We start from the raw sequence: 16,364 nt of genomic DNA on the forward strand, positions 1-16,364 counted from the left end.
GCGTCACAACCGCACAGCACTACCGCCCCACCCTCTCTGAGCTTCTCGAGAGGGTGGGGCGGTCATCCATGTACCGCGGAGACCTAGCGCCGCTGCGAGCGGGCCTTGGCGAGCGCCTGCCGCCGCCGCGTGAGCACGGTCACCGCGAGCAGGCCCGCCGCGGCGAGGAACGGCACTCCACCACTGCTGGAAGCACCGCAGCCCTGCGGCTGGCCGTACTGCGTATCGCCCGGCGTGCCACCCCTGGGGTCGGGCAGGGTGGAGTTGGCCAGCGGCGGATTCACGACGGGGGTCGCGTTCACCGCCGGAGTGGTAGGCGCGGGCGTCCCGGCGGAGGGAGCAGGAGCCTGCTCCGCGGGCGGGCTCGCGCTGTCCGGCCCCGGAGCCGGCGTCTCGGCCACCGCGGAGGCGGAGGGCATCACGTCCGCCAGGCTCGTCCCCATGACGAAGCCGTCGTGGTAGACGCTGGCCGTCTGGGAGATGGACGCATCCCGGTACAGGCCCAGCTTCAGGTAGTTCTTCTCACTGCCGAACTGGGTGGCCACCATCGTCTTGGGCACCACGAGCTTGCCGTCCTTGTACAGCTCCACGAAGCCCGCCTTGGAGTCCGCCGACCACTTCACGTGCAGCACGAAGTCATTCCAGTGCGCGCGCTGCAGCGGGGAATGCCAGAGCACTCGCCCGCTGCTGCCGCCCACGCGCATGCGCATCTCCTCGCCCTGCAGGTAGAACTCCAGCGGCGGAGAGCCGCAGCAGCCGTCCTGGTGCCACTGGGCGAAGAGCTGCCACGTGTTCGCGGAGGGGTAGTCGCTCGGGAACATCGTGCTCCACTTGTAGAAATACTCTTGGCCGGGAGTCTCACGGCTGAGGTACAGCACCTCGTTGCGGTTGCCGCTCGCGCTGATGGGGTTGTCGCCCTTGTGCACGGTGGCCTTGAGGGCATAGCGGCCCTCGCGCACCACATCCGAGACGACCAGGAGTCGGTCCGAGGCAACGCTCTGCTGGCGTGACCACTGAGAAAGATTGCCGGTCTCGAAGTCTCCCTTCCACAGCGTGGAGGCGGAGGCGATGGCGGGCACCAGCAGCAGAGGCATGAGTCGAAGGAAACGCGTCAAATCAGCTCCTTTTCGTTTGATCAGCGGGTGGTCGGACAAATGGGGCGGAAGAACCCTTCCCGGGCACTTCGGGTGCCAACCCCCTGGCGAGCGAGCTCCGTCAGGCTCGCTGGCACTCCACGCGAGGCGGCACGGGCTCTCCTTCCTCGTGCCTCACCGAGAGAGCTCAAAAGCTCTTTGATTTCCCCGCAGTGCAAGGCCTTGCGGCTTGTGTAGGCAGGGACCCACAGCCTTAAATCCGCCTCGTGCGGCTGGGCTGCTCGCTCTGCGGACTGGCACCTGGAAGGAGGGTTGAAGCAGGCAGGGATCGGCCTGTTGGCCCGCCCGGTCTCCGCCCTCCGAGCTGGGGGCTGGCCGCACGCATGGGCCCCTTCTGAAAAGGGCCACCGGGGCCCAAGGCCCGTGCCATGCTGGGCGCGGACCTGTGCTGGAGGGGTGGGTGATGAGCTCCGTGTCCCCGCGCAACATGCGTGATTACGAGGCCGTGCGCCGCTCGTTCCAGTGGGAGCGGCCCGAGCACTTCAACTTCGCTGCCGACGTCATTGATCGCCACGCGCGGGAGCGCCCCGAGTCGCTCGCCCTCCTGTGGTCCGATGAGGCCGGCAACGAGCGGCGCTTCACCTTAGCGGAGCTGAGGCAGCACTCGCTGCACGCGGCGCAGTTCCTCGCGAGCCTGGGCATGCAGCGAGGCGACCGAGCCTTCATCCTCATGCCCCGTGTGCCGGAGTGGTGGTTCCTGGTGCTGGGCTGCATCCGGTCCGGCATCGTCTTCATGCCCGGCACGCCCATGCTCACGCCGAAGGACATCCGCTACCGGCTCTCCGCCTCGGACGCGCAGGCCGTCATTACAGATGTCAGCTGCCTGGACCGCTTCGAGGGGCTGGTGGGCACCGGGCGGGTGGAGAATTGGATCTCCCTGGGCGAGGCGCCCTCACCGTGGGTCCGCTACGAGCCTGGCGCGGGGACAGGCGTGCATGGGCTCACCTTCGAGCCCACCCGCGCCGATGATCCGATGCTCATCTACTTCACCTCCGGCACCACGGGCATGCCGAAGATGGTGCTCCACACCCAGGCGAGCTACGGCCTGGGGCACATGGTGACGGGGCGCTACTGGCTGGATCTGACGCCGGAGGACCGGCACCTGACGCTGTCGGACACGGGGTGGGCCAAGTGCGCCTGGGGCAAGCTCTTCGGGCCGTGGAGCGAGGGAGCGTGCAACGTTGTCTATGACTTCCGAGGGCGCTTCGACGCGGCGCGCATCCTGAAGATGCTGGCCCGGCAGAAGGTGACGACGTTCTGCGCGCCGCCCACGGCGTGGCGGGCCATCGTGCTGCAAGACTTGTCGAAGTTCGACCTGTCCTCCATCCGCCACGCGGTGAGCGCGGGAGAGCCGCTCAACCCCGAGGTCATCGCCACGTGGAAGCAGGCCACGGGGCTGCACATCCGCGAGGGCTACGGGCAGACGGAGACGGTGATGGTGGTGGGGATGTTCCCGCCGCTGGAGCCGAGGCCGGGCTCCATGGGCAAGCCCTCGCCGGGCTTCACGGTGTCGGTCATCAACGAGAAAGGCGAGGAGGTGCCCGTGGGGCAGGAGGGAGACATCGCGGTGCGGGTAGCGCCCGAGCGCCCGGTGGGCCTGTTCCACGGTTATCTCAATGACGAGGCGGCCAACCGGGCCTGCCGCCGAGGGGATTGGTACGTGACGGGGGACCGGGCGGTGAAGGATGCGGACGGCTACTTCTGGTTCGTGGGGCGCTCGGACGACGTCATCAAGACGTCGGGCTATCGGGTGGGGCCGTTCGAGGTGGAGTCGGCGCTGCTGGAGCACGTGGCGGTGGCGGAGTCCGCAGTCATCGGCGTGCCGGACGAGCGCATCGGCCAGCGCATCAAGGCGTACGTGGTGCTGGCGCCAGGGCACATCGGCTCGCCGGAGCTGGCGGTGGAGCTACAGGAGCACGTGAAGCAGACGACGGCGCCGTACAAGTATCCGCGAGAGATCGAGTTCGTCACCGAGCTGCCGAAGACGGTGAGCGGGAAGATCCGCCGCGCGGAGCTGCGAGGTTCACTGAAGCCGTCCTGACAGAGGCGGCGCGCGGGAGAGGAGGGACCGATGAGCGAGGAAGGACCGCGGAACGAGAGCACGGAGAACTCAGGTGGGCCGCGAGAGTTCTGGTTCGAGAGCGATGGAACCCGGCTCTTCGCGGTCGAGAACGGCCGTGGTCGGCCCATCATCCTGTTGCACGGAGGGCTCGCCAACCATCTCGCCTGTCTTCCCCTGGTGGGTTCGTTGCCGTCGCGGTTCCGGGTCATCACTCCCGATCTTCGGAGCAGCGGGAAGTCGGTGGATGGCCGTCCCCTCACCTGGGATCGGCTTGCCGACGACGTCGCGGCGTTGATGCGCCATCTCGGCGCCGAGCGAGCCGTGGTGGGCGGTGTCTCGTCAGGCTCTGGCGCCGCTCTTCGCTTCGCGCTTCGCTACCCGGAGAAGACAGCCGCCCTCGTCGTGGTCACCCCTATCTACGCGGGCGAGGAGCGCGGGTTGACCGCCCAGCAGGCAGCGACCTTCAAGATGATGGACGCGGCGGGGAGCCGGGCCATTGGCGAGGGCGTCCAGGTCCTGCGTCCGCTCTACGAGCACCTACCGTCGCCGATCCGCGAGAAGGCCCTGGCGATGATTGACGGCTTCGATGCCGCGAGCGTCGCCGCCACGACGCAGTTCATCGCCTCGGGCGCGCAGCCCTTCGCCTCCGCCTCCGAAATGCACGGTCTCGCGGTTCCCACGCTGCTCATCCCGGGCAACGATCCGTTGCATCCGGCGGAGGTCTCGAACCTCTATGCCGCCCACATCCCGAACTGCGTGGTGAGCGAGCCGCAGGTCGCGGATCGCCCTACCGTCATCGGAGACTTCTGCGAGCGAAGGGCCGCCTGGTGAGAGAGGTTCAGCTCCAGTCCGAGTGGACGAAGGGACCCTGGGCATTGTCGCGGCGCTGGTAGGTGTGCGCGCCGAAGGCGTCGCGCTGGGCCTGGGTGAGGTTCTGCGGCAGCTCGGGGCTGCGGTAGCTGTCCAGGTACGCCAGGCTCGCGGAGAACACCGGCACGGGGATCCCCACCCGCGCCGCCGTGCCCACCAGCCGCCGCCACGCCGGAGCCATCCTCGTCAGCACCGGAGCGAAGGCGTCCGACACCACCAGGTTCGGCAGGTCCGGCTGCTGCGTGAAGGCCTCGCGCAGCGGGCTGAGCAGCTTCGCGCGGATGATGCAGCCGCCGCGCCAGATGCGCGCCATCTCCGCCAGCGACACGTTCCAGTGGTACTCCTTCGAGGCCGCCTGGATCAGCCGCAGGCCCTGCGCGTATGTGACGACGCGCGCCGCGTAGAGCGCGTCATGCGCCCAGCTGGCCAGGTTCGACTTCTCCTCGTCCGTGAGCGTGAAGGGCGGCGCGGGGAGCTTCTGGCTGGCCGCCACGCGCTCCTCCTTGATGGCCGACAGGTTGCGCGCATCCAGCGCCGAGGCGATGGACGGCACGGGGATGCCCAGGTCCAGCGACACCTGCACCGTCCACTTGCCCGTGCCCTTCTGGCCCGCCTTGTCCAGCACCATGTCCACCAGTGGCTTGCCCGTCTGCGGATCCTTCTTGCGCAGCACCTTGAGGGTGGTCTCCAGCAGGAAGGACTCGGCGATGCCCTGGTTCCACTTCTCGAACGTCTCCGCCAGCGCGTCCGCCGACAGCCCCAGCCCGCGGCGCAGCACGTCGTACGTCTCCGCCAAAAGCTGCATGTCCGCGTACTCGATGCCGTTGTGCACCATCTTCACGAAGTGGCCCGCGCCATCCGGCCCCACGTGGGTGACGCAGATGCCCGACTCGGCCTTCGCGGCGATGGCCTCCACCACCGGACGGACGATGGCGTACGCCTCGGCGGGGCCTCCCGGCATCAGCGAGGGGCCGTTCCGCGCGCCCTCCTCGCCGCCGGACACGCCCATGCCGATGAAGTGCAGGCCCTTCTCCCGGAACGCCTTCTCGCGGCGCTGCGTGTCCTGGAACCACGAGTTGCCGCCGTCGATGAGCACATCCCCCGGCGCCAGCAGCGGCGCCAGCTGATCCATCATCGAGTCCACCGCCGCGCCCGCCGTCACCATCAGCAGGATGCGGCGCGGGCGCTCGATCATCTGTACGAACTCCGCGAGCGAGCCCGTGCCCTTCATCTCCGGGTGCCCGTGCTTCTTGTGGATCTCGTCGATCTTCTCCGGGTGGCGATCCCACGCCGCCACCTTGAAGCCACGGTCCGCGATGTTGAGCGCGATGTTCGCGCCCATCACTCCCATGCCGGCCACGCCGAACTGGAACAGGCCCTGGGGATTGCTTGCTGAGCTCATTGGGTCCTCCTGGAGTTCACTGCCCTGCCGCCGCCCGATCCATCATCCACACCGCGTTCGTCACTCGCGCCGAGGGCAGATCCTCCCCCGCGAGCACCCGCCGCACCGCGTCCCGCTTGCCCGCCCCCGACACCACGCCCAGCACCTTGCGAGCCCCCTGCAGCACCGGCAGCGTGAGCGTCAGCCGCCAGGGTGGAGGCTTGGGGCCCACCACCGCCAGCACCCGCCGCTCTCGCTCCTCCAGCGCCGAGTGGCCCGGGAACAGGGAGGCGGTGTGCCCGTCCTCGCCCATGCCCAGCACCACCACGTCCAGCACCGGCGGCAAGCGGGCCTCGTAGTCCCGCGCGGCCGCGTCGCGGTTCTCCCGCTCGCCCTCCATGCGGTGGATCTGCTCGGCCTTCGCCTTCACCGGCCGCAGCAACGTCTCCTCCGCGAGCAGGTAGTTGCTCTCCGGATGGTCCGGCGGAACGCACCGCTCGTCGGCGAAGTAGAAGTCCACCCGTCCCCACGGCAGGGGCATGGCCGCCAGGGTCCGGTAGAGGGGCCCCGTCGTCTTCCCTCCGGAGAGCGCGAGGCTGGCCCGGCCGCCGCCCGCGAGCGCCTGTCTGAGCGCCTCCGCGAGCCACTCCGCGGCCCGCTGGGCCAGCACCTCCGGCTCCACCACGAGCGGGGGAGGCCGGCTCACTTGAGCACCGTCCAGCGCCGCCCATCCCGGGCCAGCAGCGCCGCCGCCGCGTCCGGTCCCGCGCTCCCAGGCTCGTACTCGTGGATGTGCCCACCCACGCCGGACTCCAGCGCCTGGAGGATGGGCGTGACGTAGGCCCACGCCTGCTCCACGCTGTCCTTGCGCGCGAACAGCGTGGCGTTGCCGCGCATGCAGTCCAGCAGCAGCCGCTCGTAGGCCTCGGGCACCGGCTTGGCGAAGGCCTCCTTGTAGGCGAAGTCCATGGTGACGCCCGCGATGCTCACGTCCTCGCCGGGCACCTTGGACTCGAACGAGAGGGCAATCCCCTCCTGGGGCTGGATGCGCAGCCGCAGCACGTTGGGCTGCAGCCGCTGGCACGCCTCGCTGGTGCTGAACAGGCTGATGGGCACCGGCTTGAAGTGGATGGACACCTCCGTCAGCCGCTTGGCCAGCTTCTTCCCGGCGCGCAGGTAGAAGGGCACGCCCTGCCAGCGCCAGTTGTCCACGTTCATCTTCATGGCCACGTAGGTGGGCGTGCGCGAGTCCTTCGCCACGCCCTGCTCCTCGCGGTAGCCCTTGAACTGCCCGGCCACCACGTGCGTGGCCACCTCGCTGCCATCCACCGAGCGCAGCGAGCGGAACACCTTGTTCTTCTCGTCGCGGATGTCCTCCGCGCCGAACGAGCTGGGCGGCTCCATCGCGCACAGCGCCAGCACCTGCATCAGGTGGTTCTGCACCATGTCGCGGATGACGCCCGTCTCGTCATAGAAGCGCCCGCGGCCGCCCTCCATGCCCAGCGTCTCCGTGGCGGTGATCTCCACGTGGTCGATGTAGTTGCGGTTCCACAGCGGCTCGAAGATGAGGTTGGCGAAGCGGAAGACCAGGATGTTCTGGACCGTCTCCTTGCCCAGGTAGTGGTCGATGCGGAAGATCTGCCGCTCGTCCAGCACGGAGGACAGGTTGCGGTTGAGCTCGCGCGCCGACTCCAGGTCCCTGCCGAAGGGCTTCTCGATGACGAGCCGCCGCCAGGGCCGCTGGCCGGGCTGCTCCTCGCGCGGCAAGAGCCCCGCCTCCGAGAGGCGGTGCAGCAGCGTGGGGAAGGTGGAGGCGGGGGTGGCCAGGTAGTAGAGCTGGTTGCCCTGGGTGCCGAAGCGCTTCTCGGCCGATTCCAGCTGCTGGCGCAGGCGGGTGAAGGCCGCCGGATCATCATAGTCCCCGGAGATGCACTCCAGCCGCGAGGCGAAGCGCTCCCAGGTGGCCTCGTCCAGGGGCTGGGTGCGGGCGAACTTCTTCAGCCCCTCCTTCACCTGGGCGCGGAAGGCGGTGTCGTCGTGCGCCGAGCGGCTGAAGGCCACCAGCGCGAAGTGGTCGGGCAGCAGCCCCGCGCGGGCCAGCTCGAAGAGCGCGGGGAAGAGCTTGCGTTGGGCCAAGTCCCCGGTGGCTCCGAAGAGCACGACGGTGCACGGGTCCGGCCGGTCCGCGCGGACGATGGGCTCGCCCTCGCGGGGGGTGGTTGAGACGTGGAGGCCCTGAGCATCCATGGCTGGCTTCCTCCGGCAGTGAAGCGGTGGAGATGGGGGCCTACCTTATTGGCTTTGCGCCCGGTGCGCTCAGGAAACGCGCGCAGTGTCTCTACCCGAGCACCTGCTTCCAGTCCTGTGCGCGCGCCCACTCTTCGAACGAACGCCAGGGCACCTCGGGGAGCTCACGCCGCAGCGCGGCGAGGTCGGCGCTGTAGCCCACCTTGTCGAACCACTCGAACATGCGGGCCATGTCCTCGCTGGTGGCGCGCAGCTGGGCGATGGGCACCTGCTGGAACCGGATGGGCTTGCCAGTCACGCGCGAGAACACCTCGGCGACCTGCTCGCCGCTCAGCTCGCTGGAGGCCAGATCGAAGCGCTTGCCGAGGAACTGCTCGCGCCGATCGATGACCGCCGCGCCCACGGCGCCAATCTCCTCCACGGCGACCTGCTGCAGCTTGCGCTGGGCAGGCAGCGCCAGGGCGACGACGCCCTGCTTGAGGCCCTGGCCAAACATGCCCAGGAAGTTCTCGTTGAACCAGACGGGGGCGATGATGGTGTAGGGCACGCCGGACTTCTGCAGGTACTCCTCGACGCGGAACTTGCTGTCGAAGTGGGGGATGCCGGTCTTCTGATTGGCGCCGCCCACCGAGGTGTAGACGACGTGCTGGAGGCCGGCGGCCTTGGCGGCGTCCACGGCGCTGAGGCCCTGCTGCGTCTCGGCCTCCGTGCCGCCAGCCTCGAAGGGGGTGCTCATGATGAAGGCGGCGTCCACGCCCTTCATGGCGCGCGCCAGCGAGTCCTTGTCCGCGAAGCTGCCGACGGCCAGCTCGGCGCCGAGCTTCTTGAGCTCGAGCGAGCCTGTGGAGTCGGGCTTGCGGGTGAAGGCCCGGACCTTGTGCCCCTTCTTGAGGAGCGCGCGAGCGACCGCGCCTCCCTGCTTACCCGTGGCACCAGTGACGAGGACGGAAAGAGACTTCGGCATGAGCGTTCTCCTTGAGAAGGTGACGGCTTACCGGGAGAGCAACGGGTGTGCCATGACCCAATTGCTTGAGATTCCTGGAGGTGTCGCCGGGAAGACTCTCGTTTTGAGAGGAGATGTCCTCAAGCTGAAAGGGTCTGGCCCCAGGGTTGGTGCCGCCCGTCACTTCCCGACCGCGATGGCGGAGCCGACGAAGGCGAAGGACTGCTCGAAGCCCTGGGGCGCGGGGAGCGGCGTGGGGCTGGCGTCTCCCCACTGGGTGATGCCGTGCGGCAGCAGGTGCTTGAGATCGTAGCGCACGCCTCGGAACTCGAACTCGCGGCTTCGGATGAGGGCGGCGGTGAAGACGTTGAGCGTGAGCAACCCGCCCGAGGTGCTGGGAGCGCTGAGCGTAGTGCCCATGACGACGCTGACGCGGCGGAACGTGGCGATGGGCTCGCCATCGGAGAACGAGTCCGGCGTGTCGAAGGACGCGCCGGGGTGGCGCTTGAGGTACAGGGTGAACTCGCCGGTGGAGTCGAGCCCCAGCGACAGCGGTCCATTGGTGACAGGCCGTGCCCGGAAGGGGGCCGATCTGAAGGTGAAGCAGGCCGTCTGTTCGCTGGGCGCTCCGTGGAAGAGCTCCCCCGCGATGCCCTGCAGGTGGAGGAAGTAGCCCAGGTCCTGCGTCGTCTTGTCGGGGGCGGTGTAGAAGCGGCCCGTCACGTACCAGGCAACGCTTGCGGCTCGGAGGGGCTCCATGAAGGCCTCGGGTGCGGTCGGCTCAAGGTGAGCCAGTGGGCGGCGGGTTCAGCGTGAGGCGCTGGTGCTCGGCACCGAACTCGATGGCCTGAACGTGCGCGCGTTGCGGGCCGAGCGTCGGGAGGATGAACCAGGGGACTCCCGCCAGACGGCCCCGGTTCATCAGCGACGCCTCCGGCTCGAGCCGGAGCGGGGAGGCGTGCGAGTCGTCGGTCACGAAGGTGAGGGGGAGGCGCTGTGGCACACCGTCGGAGTGGATGAAGAAGACCCACTTGTCGGTCTTCCCATCGGCCGGCCCCGCCGCGAAGCCCAGCACCTGCATCCCCGCCACCTGGATGTCCACCGGCGTCGCGCCCTCGGGGATGGGAGGAGGACTGGCGGGCACCTCGGCGTCATAGGCTCGCATCCACGCGTAGGCGGGAACGCCCGGCACCGGCGCATAGGGCTCGGCCACCGGAGAGACGATATAGGGGTGGTAGCCCTTGGCGTGCGCCGCGGCGTAGTCCACCGCCCCGCGGTAGGTCATCCGGCCGTTCCAGAAGAGCGACTCGTGGATCTCGAAGACGCGCTCGGGATCCAGGTCGAAGGCCTGCCACAGCACGGACTTCTTCGGCAGCTCGCGATCCAGCACCTGGCCCAGCTCGCGCTCGTAGCTCGTGAGCAGCTCCTGCTTGTGAACCTCGGGTTGTGCCTTGACGATCGAGGGCAGGTAGTGGCCGAAGGTCTCCAGCAGCAGGCCCGAGCAGAAGACGCCCATGCACACGGCGAAGGGGCGAGCGCGCCGGACGGCGACGAACGCGGCCCAGGTGAGGAGCGCCGCTCCCAGGGCGAGCACCACGCCCTCCGCCAGCCCCGGCGTGCCGCGCACCTGGGGGAGCTGTGGAGGGATGAACGAGCGCACCCGGCTCAGCGCGGGAAAGCGATCAATGAGCCCCGGGGTGAGCAGGGCCGCGACAGTAGCGGTGCCCATGGCCGGGAAGCGCCAGACATCCGCCCCGATGAGGGCCACGGCCACCAGCACCGCCGGGGCCGCGTTCCACACGTGCCCGGGAGCCTTCACCGCGACGAACGTGTGGGTGAGCCAGGTCGACCACAACCAGAGCGCGGTGGCGATGACGGCCGTCTCGCGCCGCTTCACGCCGCGGATGATGAGCCACACGCCCACCACGACCGGGAAGATGGAGTTCAGAGGAGAGAACTCGTGGTTGAGCATCTCGACGAAGATGCCGTCCACGGGCCTGCGCCACCCTCCCACGTCGATCTGGGGCGGGGCCTGGATGTGCCCGAAGGTCAGCTCCACGCCCGCCCGGTACACCTCGGGCCATTTGAGCGCGGCGTAGAGGTTCCAGGGGCCGGTGACCAGGAGCGCCACGGCGCCCATGATGAGGAAGTGGGTGGGCCGCGGGCCCTTGGAGAAGCGCAGCAACCGGGCGCCCACCATCACCCCGGCCACTCCCAGCGGGGCGAGCGCGAGCACCGTCTTCGTCAGGTGCCCCAGCCCGAGCGCAACGCCGGTGGCCACCGCCCAGCGCCAGGAGTCCTTCTCGATGGTGCGGACCAGCAGCACCATGGTGAGGCTGACGAAGCCCACCAGCATGCAGTCGTAGACGTCTCCGAAGAGCCGCCCCTGGGTGAGGATCCAGCCGAACGGCAGCGCGAGGAATCCGCACGCTCCCACGGTGGCCCAGAAGCGGCCCGCGGCGTTGCGTGCCAGCAGGTAGGTGGCCACCGCGGCCCCCAACTCTCCCAGCAACGCCCCGATGCGCATCGCCAGCGGCGTGACGCCGATGAGGTGCATCACCGCGGCGCCGAACCACAGGGGCGCGATGGGCTTGTGCAGCCAGACTCCGGCGCCGAACCAGTCCGCTGGCGGTACCGGGTAGATGGGATCGCTATAGAAGTGGGGGAAGAAGAAGGAGTCGTACGTCCCCCGAGCGGCGGCCTGGTGGAGCGCTTCGTCCCAGTAGTGGATGCCCGGGTGCCCGAGGCCGGGCGCGAGCAGCCACAGGCCCCAGACACAGATGAAGACAATGAGGAGGGCATCCGTGCGGTGGAGCCTCAGCGGATCCAACGGGCGAGCCACCCATTGCCGGAGGCGCTGTAACAGCTCGGAAGGGGACACGGGGGCGCACGGTAGTGGCCTCGTCCCCACGGCGGCAAGGCAATCGAGGCGCCAGCTCCTGTCCGCTCGCTCTTCAGCCGGGAGGGCCGGGAAGTGGTATGCCCAGGGGTCATGACTTCTCCCGTTGCTCTCATCACTGGTGGCTCGCGCGGCGTGGGCCGGAGTGTCTCCCTGCGGCTCGCCAAGGCGGGCTATGACATCGTCTCCACCTACCGGCGGGATGCGGACGCCGCCGCCGCGCTGACCAAGGAGATTGAAGCGCTCGGGCGGCGCTGCCGTGGCGTGGTGGCGGACCAGCTCGAGCCGGCCAGCCTCAATGGCGTGTTCGACACCATCCAGCAGGAGTTCGGCGGGCTGGATGTCTTCGTCGCCAACGCGGCCTCCACCGCCTTCGTGCCGCTGATGCAGATGAAGCTCCACCAGATGGACAAGACGTTCAACGTCACGGTGAAGAGCTTCGTGCTCGGCGTGCAGCGCGCCGTGCCGCTCATGGAGGGCCGCAAGGGCCGCATCGTCGCCGTGTCCGGCATGGACTCGCGCATGCCGCTGCCCTTCCACGGCTTCCTGGGCGCCATGAAGGGCTCCATGGAGATCCTGGTGAAGTACTTCGCCGCGGAGCTCGCTGGCACGGGCATCCGCGTCAACGCCGTGAACCCGGGCTACATCGACACCGACTCCAGCCGCTTCTACATGGGCGAGGCCTGGGATGCGCTGGAGGCCCGCGTGAAGGACACCGTTCCCGTGGGCCGCATCTCCAGCCCGGACGAGATCGCCGCCCCCATCGAGTGGCTGTGTTCCGAGGCCTCCAGCTACATCAACGGGCAGACGATCGTCATCGATGGGGGGCTCGAGGCGAACTATGGGATGAACCTCGCGGCCCAGTTCGGCCAAGGGTCACGGTGACAGGGGGGCGCTTCCGCGTCACATCCGGGCGCGGGCGGCTCTTTCGATCATGGTGAAGTACCGCGTCACAATCGCGTACGGGCTCTTCTTCCTGCTCACGGCACCGGTGTGCACGGTGCTGGGAGTGCTGTTGTGGCTCGTGACGCTGCCATTCGATCGGCACCGGGCCCTGCTGCACACCTTCGTGTGCGCCTGGTGCCACTTCTTCTACCTGCGCGCGTGGCCCGGCTGGCGCGTGCGCGTGGAGGGGCGCGAGCGGCTGCCTCCCGGCCCGGCCGTCATCGTCGCCAACCACCAGTCCGCGATGGACATCGTGGCGGCCATGGGCCTGTCCCACCCGTTCAAGTTCGTCGCCAAGTCCTCCCTCTTCACGCTGCCCATGGTGGGCTGGCTGATGACGCTGATGCGCTACGTGCCCGTGGTGCGCGGGCATGTGCACGCCATGGATCGGATGCTGGAGGACTGCCGCAAGTGGCTTCACCGCGGGGTGGCGGTGTTCATCTTCCCCGAGGGGACCTACGCCCCCACGCGCCAGCCGCTGCCCTTCAAGCGAGGCGCGTTCCGGCTCGCGATCGACGAGAAGGTGCCCGTGGTCCCGGTGGTGCTGGAGGGCACCACGGGCATCCTGGAGGGCGATGGGCCGCAGATGCATGCGCGGGCCTCGGTGCGCGTGCGCGTGCTGCCGCCGCTGCCTCCCGAGTCACTCGGAAGTGACGCGGTGGAGCTTGCCGCCCGCGTTCGCGCGCTCTATTTCGAGGCGCTCGGCCTGCCGCCCCTGCCCGCGGACCCAGGACAGGAGAGAGCTTCCGAGTGCGCTTGAGGGAAGTGCTGGCGGCGTGTGCTCGCCAACCGAACGTCCAGGCGGTCACGTCGGACGGTTGGCTCGCGGTGCGCTGGGGCTCGTGGTGCCCACAGAGCTCGTAGGGTCCTGGAGCGAGCACCACCCGGCATATCCTCCTCTGCCGGGTGGCGGCCCCCTAACCTGCTCCCCTGTTCACACAAAGGGGGGGCATCATGCTCTGGCGAATTCTCTGGAAGGCCGAAGCGCTGTTCCTTGCCCTGTTGGTTGGGTGCTCTACCGCCCGGCCAATGATTCAGGTGGACTCGGGAGCAGAGGGAGAAACGCTGATCTACATCCCCCGCGCTGCGACAGCGGGGCCGGTGGAGGTGACACCGGAGCAAGTCACCGAGGCGATCCGAAGAATGGCGCGCGAGGTGCGCCTGACGGGTTCACCCCGGCAGACCGTGGAACGACTGTTTCAACTGGACGCGCTCTATGGGGATTACCTCTACCTGCTGCGAGAGCGAAAGCTCGTCCCGCTGGAGTCGGGCGTGCCCCTGGAAGGAGCGTTGACGGAGGGGGAACAGAAACTCGTCAGCCGTTACAAGGCATGGTGTCACAGTACCCAGGGTGTGGAGGGCGATTGCCTGGGCGCGCTCGTGGGGGGCAAGTACCTGGACATGCAAGGCCGGTACATGCTGGCCATGGCCTTGAGTAAGAGCCCCGTTCTGGAGGAGTTCCAGAAGGCGCTCGGTGACATGGTGAGCATGCGGGCCGTCCTGCAAGCAGCCATTGGGACTGTCGTCACGCTGCTCGTCTTGCTCGCGATGCCCGAGCCCGTGACCAAGTTTGTGGCCGCGTGGGCGACTGCGGCGCTCGTGCTCTGGGTTGGCGCCTTCACGCTCTACAACCTCGTGAAAGGGTGGTTCGAGTTGATGGAGGAAATGAAGACCGCCACCACCTTCGAGGAGATCCGCGAAGCGGGCGAGAAGTTCGGTCGGCTGTTCTCGCGTGAAGCGGCGCAAGCCTTCGCCATGATCGTGATGGCGCTGCTCACGCACACGGCGAAAGGGTTCGCGCAACAGGTGGCGACGCTGCCCGGATCGGCGCAAGTGTCGCTCCATGCGGCGGAGCAGGAAGGAGCCCTGCTGTCCGAGGTGGGCGCGGTGGAGTCGGTGGCTGTGACGGAGGACGGCTTCCGCGTGGCGCTGGCCCCCGGCGCGGTGGCGATGGCAGTGCGCACCGGGAGCGGCACCCGCGCGCAGAAGCACCACATCGGAACGATCGCTAACAGGAAGTCCGCGTTGCGCGGCGGCCCCTGGACTCCCTTGCTCGAGGAGCTTTTCGCCAAGGCTGGGATGCGGTTGAAGGACCCTGAAAACATCGTGTCCGTCGAGGGGCACCAGGGGCCTCACCCGCAGCGGTACCATGAGATCATCTACGAGCGCATAGACGAGGCGCTCGCAGAGTGCCGCACCATCGCGGAATGCCGAGCGAATCTGACGGACGCTCTCAGAAAATTGGCTCGCGAGATCACGACACCGGGCACGGAACTAAACCGCCTCGTCACCGAGGGGAAATGACGCTAGATGGCCCCCATGGTTCAGCGCTTCTTCAGGCTTGCCGACGACGTTTACATCCCCCGTCGCTGGTACTTGGCCACACCCTGCGATAGCCAGGGCGTCAAGGTGCATGACTGGGACTTCAAGAGAGGAGCACCGGTGCACGTGGACGGGCGATTGAGAATCCCCGTCAAGATCGCGGGAAGATCACTGGACTTCTGCGAGGCGGGAGTGCGGATTCCCGTTGTTCACATCAAGATCGCTACCATGCTGGTGGAACGGGCTCGCAGCGATGTGCAGCTTATTCCCGCTGACATTGAGGGCCATCCAGATCAGTACCTCGTCCTTGTGGCAACGCGCCTGATCCGCTGCATCGACGAGAAAGCCTCCAAGGTGCAGTTCTGGACCCCAGAAGATGGAGCGCCCGACAAGGTGGGGAAGTATTGGGCTGTAGATGATCTCCACATCGACAAGGCGCTGGTAGGAGACGCCAAGGTGTTCCGTCCCGAGGGGTGGTCAGGCACGCTGATCGTTGCCGAGGAAATCAAGGACGCTCTCGAGGGCATGGGCGCTATCGGCCCGAGATTCACGGAGGTCTAGCCACTTCCTGCCGCAGTGGCCCGAACCTCGACGCGCGGCGCATGCGGCGCATGGTGAGCGTCCAGGCTGGACACGTCGGTGTTTCGTGCTCCACGGCGGGGCGGCGAGAAATGGCGCGCGAAATGGCCGGCACCATGGCACGCGGAATGGCAGCCGCCATCGCGCCGCGCGAAACGCTCGATCCAGTTTCAGCGCGCCGCCCAGCGCTGGGTGCGGCGCGAGGTCTCCTCCAGCGTGTGGGCCAGCATGAGCGCGGGGCCGACGAACTCCTCCAGCTCTTCCGCCGTCGAGGGCACGTGGCGGCGCTCGGCGTGGATCCAGCCATCGCGGATGTGGAAGGTCTGGTACTGGTTCACCATCTCGTAGAGGTGCTCCTGGACGGCCATGTGGCGCAGCACGGCGCTCAGGGCGGGAGAGAGGTTCTCCATCTCGAAGAACTTGTCGAAGTCGGCGTCGCCAATCCTCTCGTCTTTCTTGCCGAGGAAGTGGAGTACCTTGTCGCCGAGGCTCTCGAGCGCCAGGGAGAACTCGGGCGGCAGCGCGTCGGGCACCGAGAGGGAGAGCACCGTGACGGTGTACCGGTGCTTGCTGTGGCCGCGCCGCGCGGTCTCGATCACGAGCGGGTAGTCCTCGTAGGAGCCTTCGATCCGGAAACCGGTGGCCAGCATGCCGTGGTTGTGGGCGAACTCGGCCCAGGCCGCGCGGCTCGCCTTCTTGATTTTCCAGAGGGCGTAGGCCGAGACGGCCAGGAACGGCACGAGGAGGACGAGTACCACCAGGGGCAGGAGCGCGAGGCTCATGGCCGCGATTGTGCCTGGAGGGCTGGGGACCCGGAAGCGACGCGGTGCATGGTGCCTGCTTGGTTGGCCATCCCCGCATGTGGGATCGCCGCGCTCCACCTGGGAGGGAGGGCGACCTGCGGAAGTGGCCGGAATTACTGATGGATTTGTGAATGTCAGACCGGGCGTGTAAGCGAGCCC

The 16,364-nt window shown here is 68.2% G+C and carries 14 protein-coding genes; 6 read left to right on the forward strand and 8 right to left on the reverse strand.

Translation table 11 applies throughout. From position 1 onward, the window contains the following. Positions 1-83: 83 nt before the first annotated feature. Positions 84-1,094 (reverse strand): heparin lyase I family protein, encoded by a 1,011-nt coding sequence (locus tag ACJ8AT_RS04635; protein ID WP_407736329.1) that lies wholly within the window; start codon positions 1,092-1,094, stop codon positions 84-86. Positions 1,095-1,557: 463 nt separating this feature from the next. On the opposite strand from ACJ8AT_RS04635, the gene ACJ8AT_RS04640 reads away from it, so the two are divergent. Further along, positions 1,558-3,195 carry an acyl-CoA synthetase gene (locus ACJ8AT_RS04640; protein WP_407736330.1) on the forward strand — a complete coding sequence of 546 codons (1,638 nt, stop codon included), beginning with the start codon at positions 1,558-1,560 and terminating at the stop codon, positions 3,193-3,195. Between the two features lie 30 nt (positions 3,196-3,225). After that, positions 3,226-4,047 carry an alpha/beta fold hydrolase gene (locus ACJ8AT_RS04645; protein ID WP_407736331.1) on the forward strand — a complete coding sequence of 274 codons (822 nt, stop codon included), beginning with the start codon at positions 3,226-3,228 and terminating at the stop codon, positions 4,045-4,047. Between the two features lie 7 nt (positions 4,048-4,054). Here ACJ8AT_RS04645 and gndA read toward each other — a convergent pair whose 3' ends face one another. The 6 genes from gndA to ACJ8AT_RS04675 form a co-directional block, all read right to left on the reverse strand. Next, entirely contained in the window at positions 4,055-5,488 is a 1,434-nt protein-coding gene (gene gndA, locus ACJ8AT_RS04650; protein WP_407736332.1) for an NADP-dependent phosphogluconate dehydrogenase, read from the reverse strand. A 16-nt stretch (positions 5,489-5,504) separates the two neighbouring features. Next, on the reverse strand, positions 5,505-6,173 hold the full coding sequence (gene pgl, locus ACJ8AT_RS04655) for a 6-phosphogluconolactonase (RefSeq protein ID WP_407736333.1): 669 nt from the start codon (positions 6,171-6,173) through the stop codon (positions 5,505-5,507). Then, positions 6,170-7,714, reverse strand: a complete 1,545-nt coding sequence (gene zwf, locus ACJ8AT_RS04660) for a glucose-6-phosphate dehydrogenase (protein ID WP_407736334.1) — start codon at positions 7,712-7,714, stop codon at positions 6,170-6,172. Before zwf ends, pgl begins: the two co-directional genes overlap by 4 nt. A 91-nt stretch (positions 7,715-7,805) precedes the next feature. Beyond that, positions 7,806-8,678 carry an NmrA/HSCARG family protein gene (locus ACJ8AT_RS04665; RefSeq protein ID WP_407736335.1) on the reverse strand — a complete coding sequence of 291 codons (873 nt, stop codon included), beginning with the start codon at positions 8,676-8,678 and terminating at the stop codon, positions 7,806-7,808. Positions 8,679-8,837: 159 nt separating this feature from the next. Further along, positions 8,838-9,416: a hypothetical protein gene (locus ACJ8AT_RS04670; RefSeq protein ID WP_407736336.1), complete on the reverse strand. Its 579-nt coding sequence runs from the start codon at positions 9,414-9,416 to the stop codon at positions 8,838-8,840. Positions 9,417-9,438: 22 nt separating this feature from the next. Continuing rightward, the gene (locus tag ACJ8AT_RS04675; RefSeq protein ID WP_407736337.1) at positions 9,439-11,538 is read right to left on the reverse strand and encodes an ArnT family glycosyltransferase; all 2,100 of its coding nucleotides are present in this window, start codon (positions 11,536-11,538) and stop codon (positions 9,439-9,441) included. Positions 11,539-11,649: 111 nt separating this feature from the next. On the opposite strand from ACJ8AT_RS04675, the gene ACJ8AT_RS04680 reads away from it, so the two are divergent. The 4 genes from ACJ8AT_RS04680 (at position 11,650) to ACJ8AT_RS04695 (ending at position 15,384) form a co-directional block, all read left to right on the forward strand. Next, complete coding sequence (locus ACJ8AT_RS04680) at positions 11,650-12,441, forward strand: SDR family oxidoreductase (protein ID WP_407736338.1); 792 nt, start codon at positions 11,650-11,652, stop codon at positions 12,439-12,441. A 52-nt stretch (positions 12,442-12,493) separates the two neighbouring features. Further along, on the forward strand, positions 12,494-13,261 hold the full coding sequence (locus ACJ8AT_RS04685; RefSeq protein WP_407736353.1) for a lysophospholipid acyltransferase family protein: 768 nt from the start codon (positions 12,494-12,496) through the stop codon (positions 13,259-13,261). A gap of 194 nt (positions 13,262-13,455) precedes the next feature. Further along, positions 13,456-14,805 (forward strand): AHH domain-containing protein, encoded by a 1,350-nt coding sequence (locus ACJ8AT_RS04690; RefSeq protein ID WP_407736339.1) that lies wholly within the window; start codon positions 13,456-13,458, stop codon positions 14,803-14,805. Positions 14,806-14,820: 15 nt separating this feature from the next. Beyond that, positions 14,821-15,384, forward strand: a complete 564-nt coding sequence (locus ACJ8AT_RS04695; RefSeq protein ID WP_407736340.1) for an imm11 family protein — start codon at positions 14,821-14,823, stop codon at positions 15,382-15,384. 188 nt (positions 15,385-15,572) lie between these two features. Here the strand turns inward: ACJ8AT_RS04695 and ACJ8AT_RS04700 are convergent, their stop codons facing one another. Further along, positions 15,573-16,184, reverse strand: a complete 612-nt coding sequence (locus ACJ8AT_RS04700; protein ID WP_407736341.1) for a hypothetical protein — start codon at positions 16,182-16,184, stop codon at positions 15,573-15,575. Between the last annotated feature and the right edge of the window lie 180 nt (positions 16,185-16,364).

It is taken from the genome of Hyalangium sp. (assembly GCF_045802625.1).
Classification (GTDB): domain Bacteria; phylum Myxococcota; class Myxococcia; order Myxococcales; family Myxococcaceae; genus Hyalangium.

Bases quoted from the DNA above. Each gene is read 5' to 3' on its own strand.
- gndA (WP_407736332.1), bottom strand. From the start codon at position 5,488: ATGAGCTCAGCAAGCAATCCCCAGGGCCTGTTCCAGTTCGGCGTGGCC.
- ACJ8AT_RS04690 (WP_407736339.1), top strand. From the start codon at position 13,456: ATGCTCTGGCGAATTCTCTGGAAGGCCGAAGCGCTGTTCCTTGCCCTG.
- ACJ8AT_RS04665 (WP_407736335.1), bottom strand. From the start codon at position 8,678: ATGCCGAAGTCTCTTTCCGTCCTCGTCACTGGTGCCACGGGTAAGCAG.
- ACJ8AT_RS04695 (WP_407736340.1), top strand. From the start codon at position 14,821: ATGGTTCAGCGCTTCTTCAGGCTTGCCGACGACGTTTACATCCCCCGT.
- ACJ8AT_RS04635 (WP_407736329.1), bottom strand. From the start codon at position 1,094: ATGCCTCTGCTGCTGGTGCCCGCCATCGCCTCCGCCTCCACGCTGTGG.
- ACJ8AT_RS04670 (WP_407736336.1), bottom strand. From the start codon at position 9,416: ATGGAGCCCCTCCGAGCCGCAAGCGTTGCCTGGTACGTGACGGGCCGC.
- ACJ8AT_RS04640 (WP_407736330.1), top strand. From the start codon at position 1,558: ATGAGCTCCGTGTCCCCGCGCAACATGCGTGATTACGAGGCCGTGCGC.
- zwf (WP_407736334.1), bottom strand. From the start codon at position 7,714: ATGGATGCTCAGGGCCTCCACGTCTCAACCACCCCCCGCGAGGGCGAG.
- ACJ8AT_RS04645 (WP_407736331.1), top strand. From the start codon at position 3,226: ATGAGCGAGGAAGGACCGCGGAACGAGAGCACGGAGAACTCAGGTGGG.
- ACJ8AT_RS04700 (WP_407736341.1), bottom strand. From the start codon at position 16,184: ATGAGCCTCGCGCTCCTGCCCCTGGTGGTACTCGTCCTCCTCGTGCCG.
- ACJ8AT_RS04680 (WP_407736338.1), top strand. From the start codon at position 11,650: ATGACTTCTCCCGTTGCTCTCATCACTGGTGGCTCGCGCGGCGTGGGC.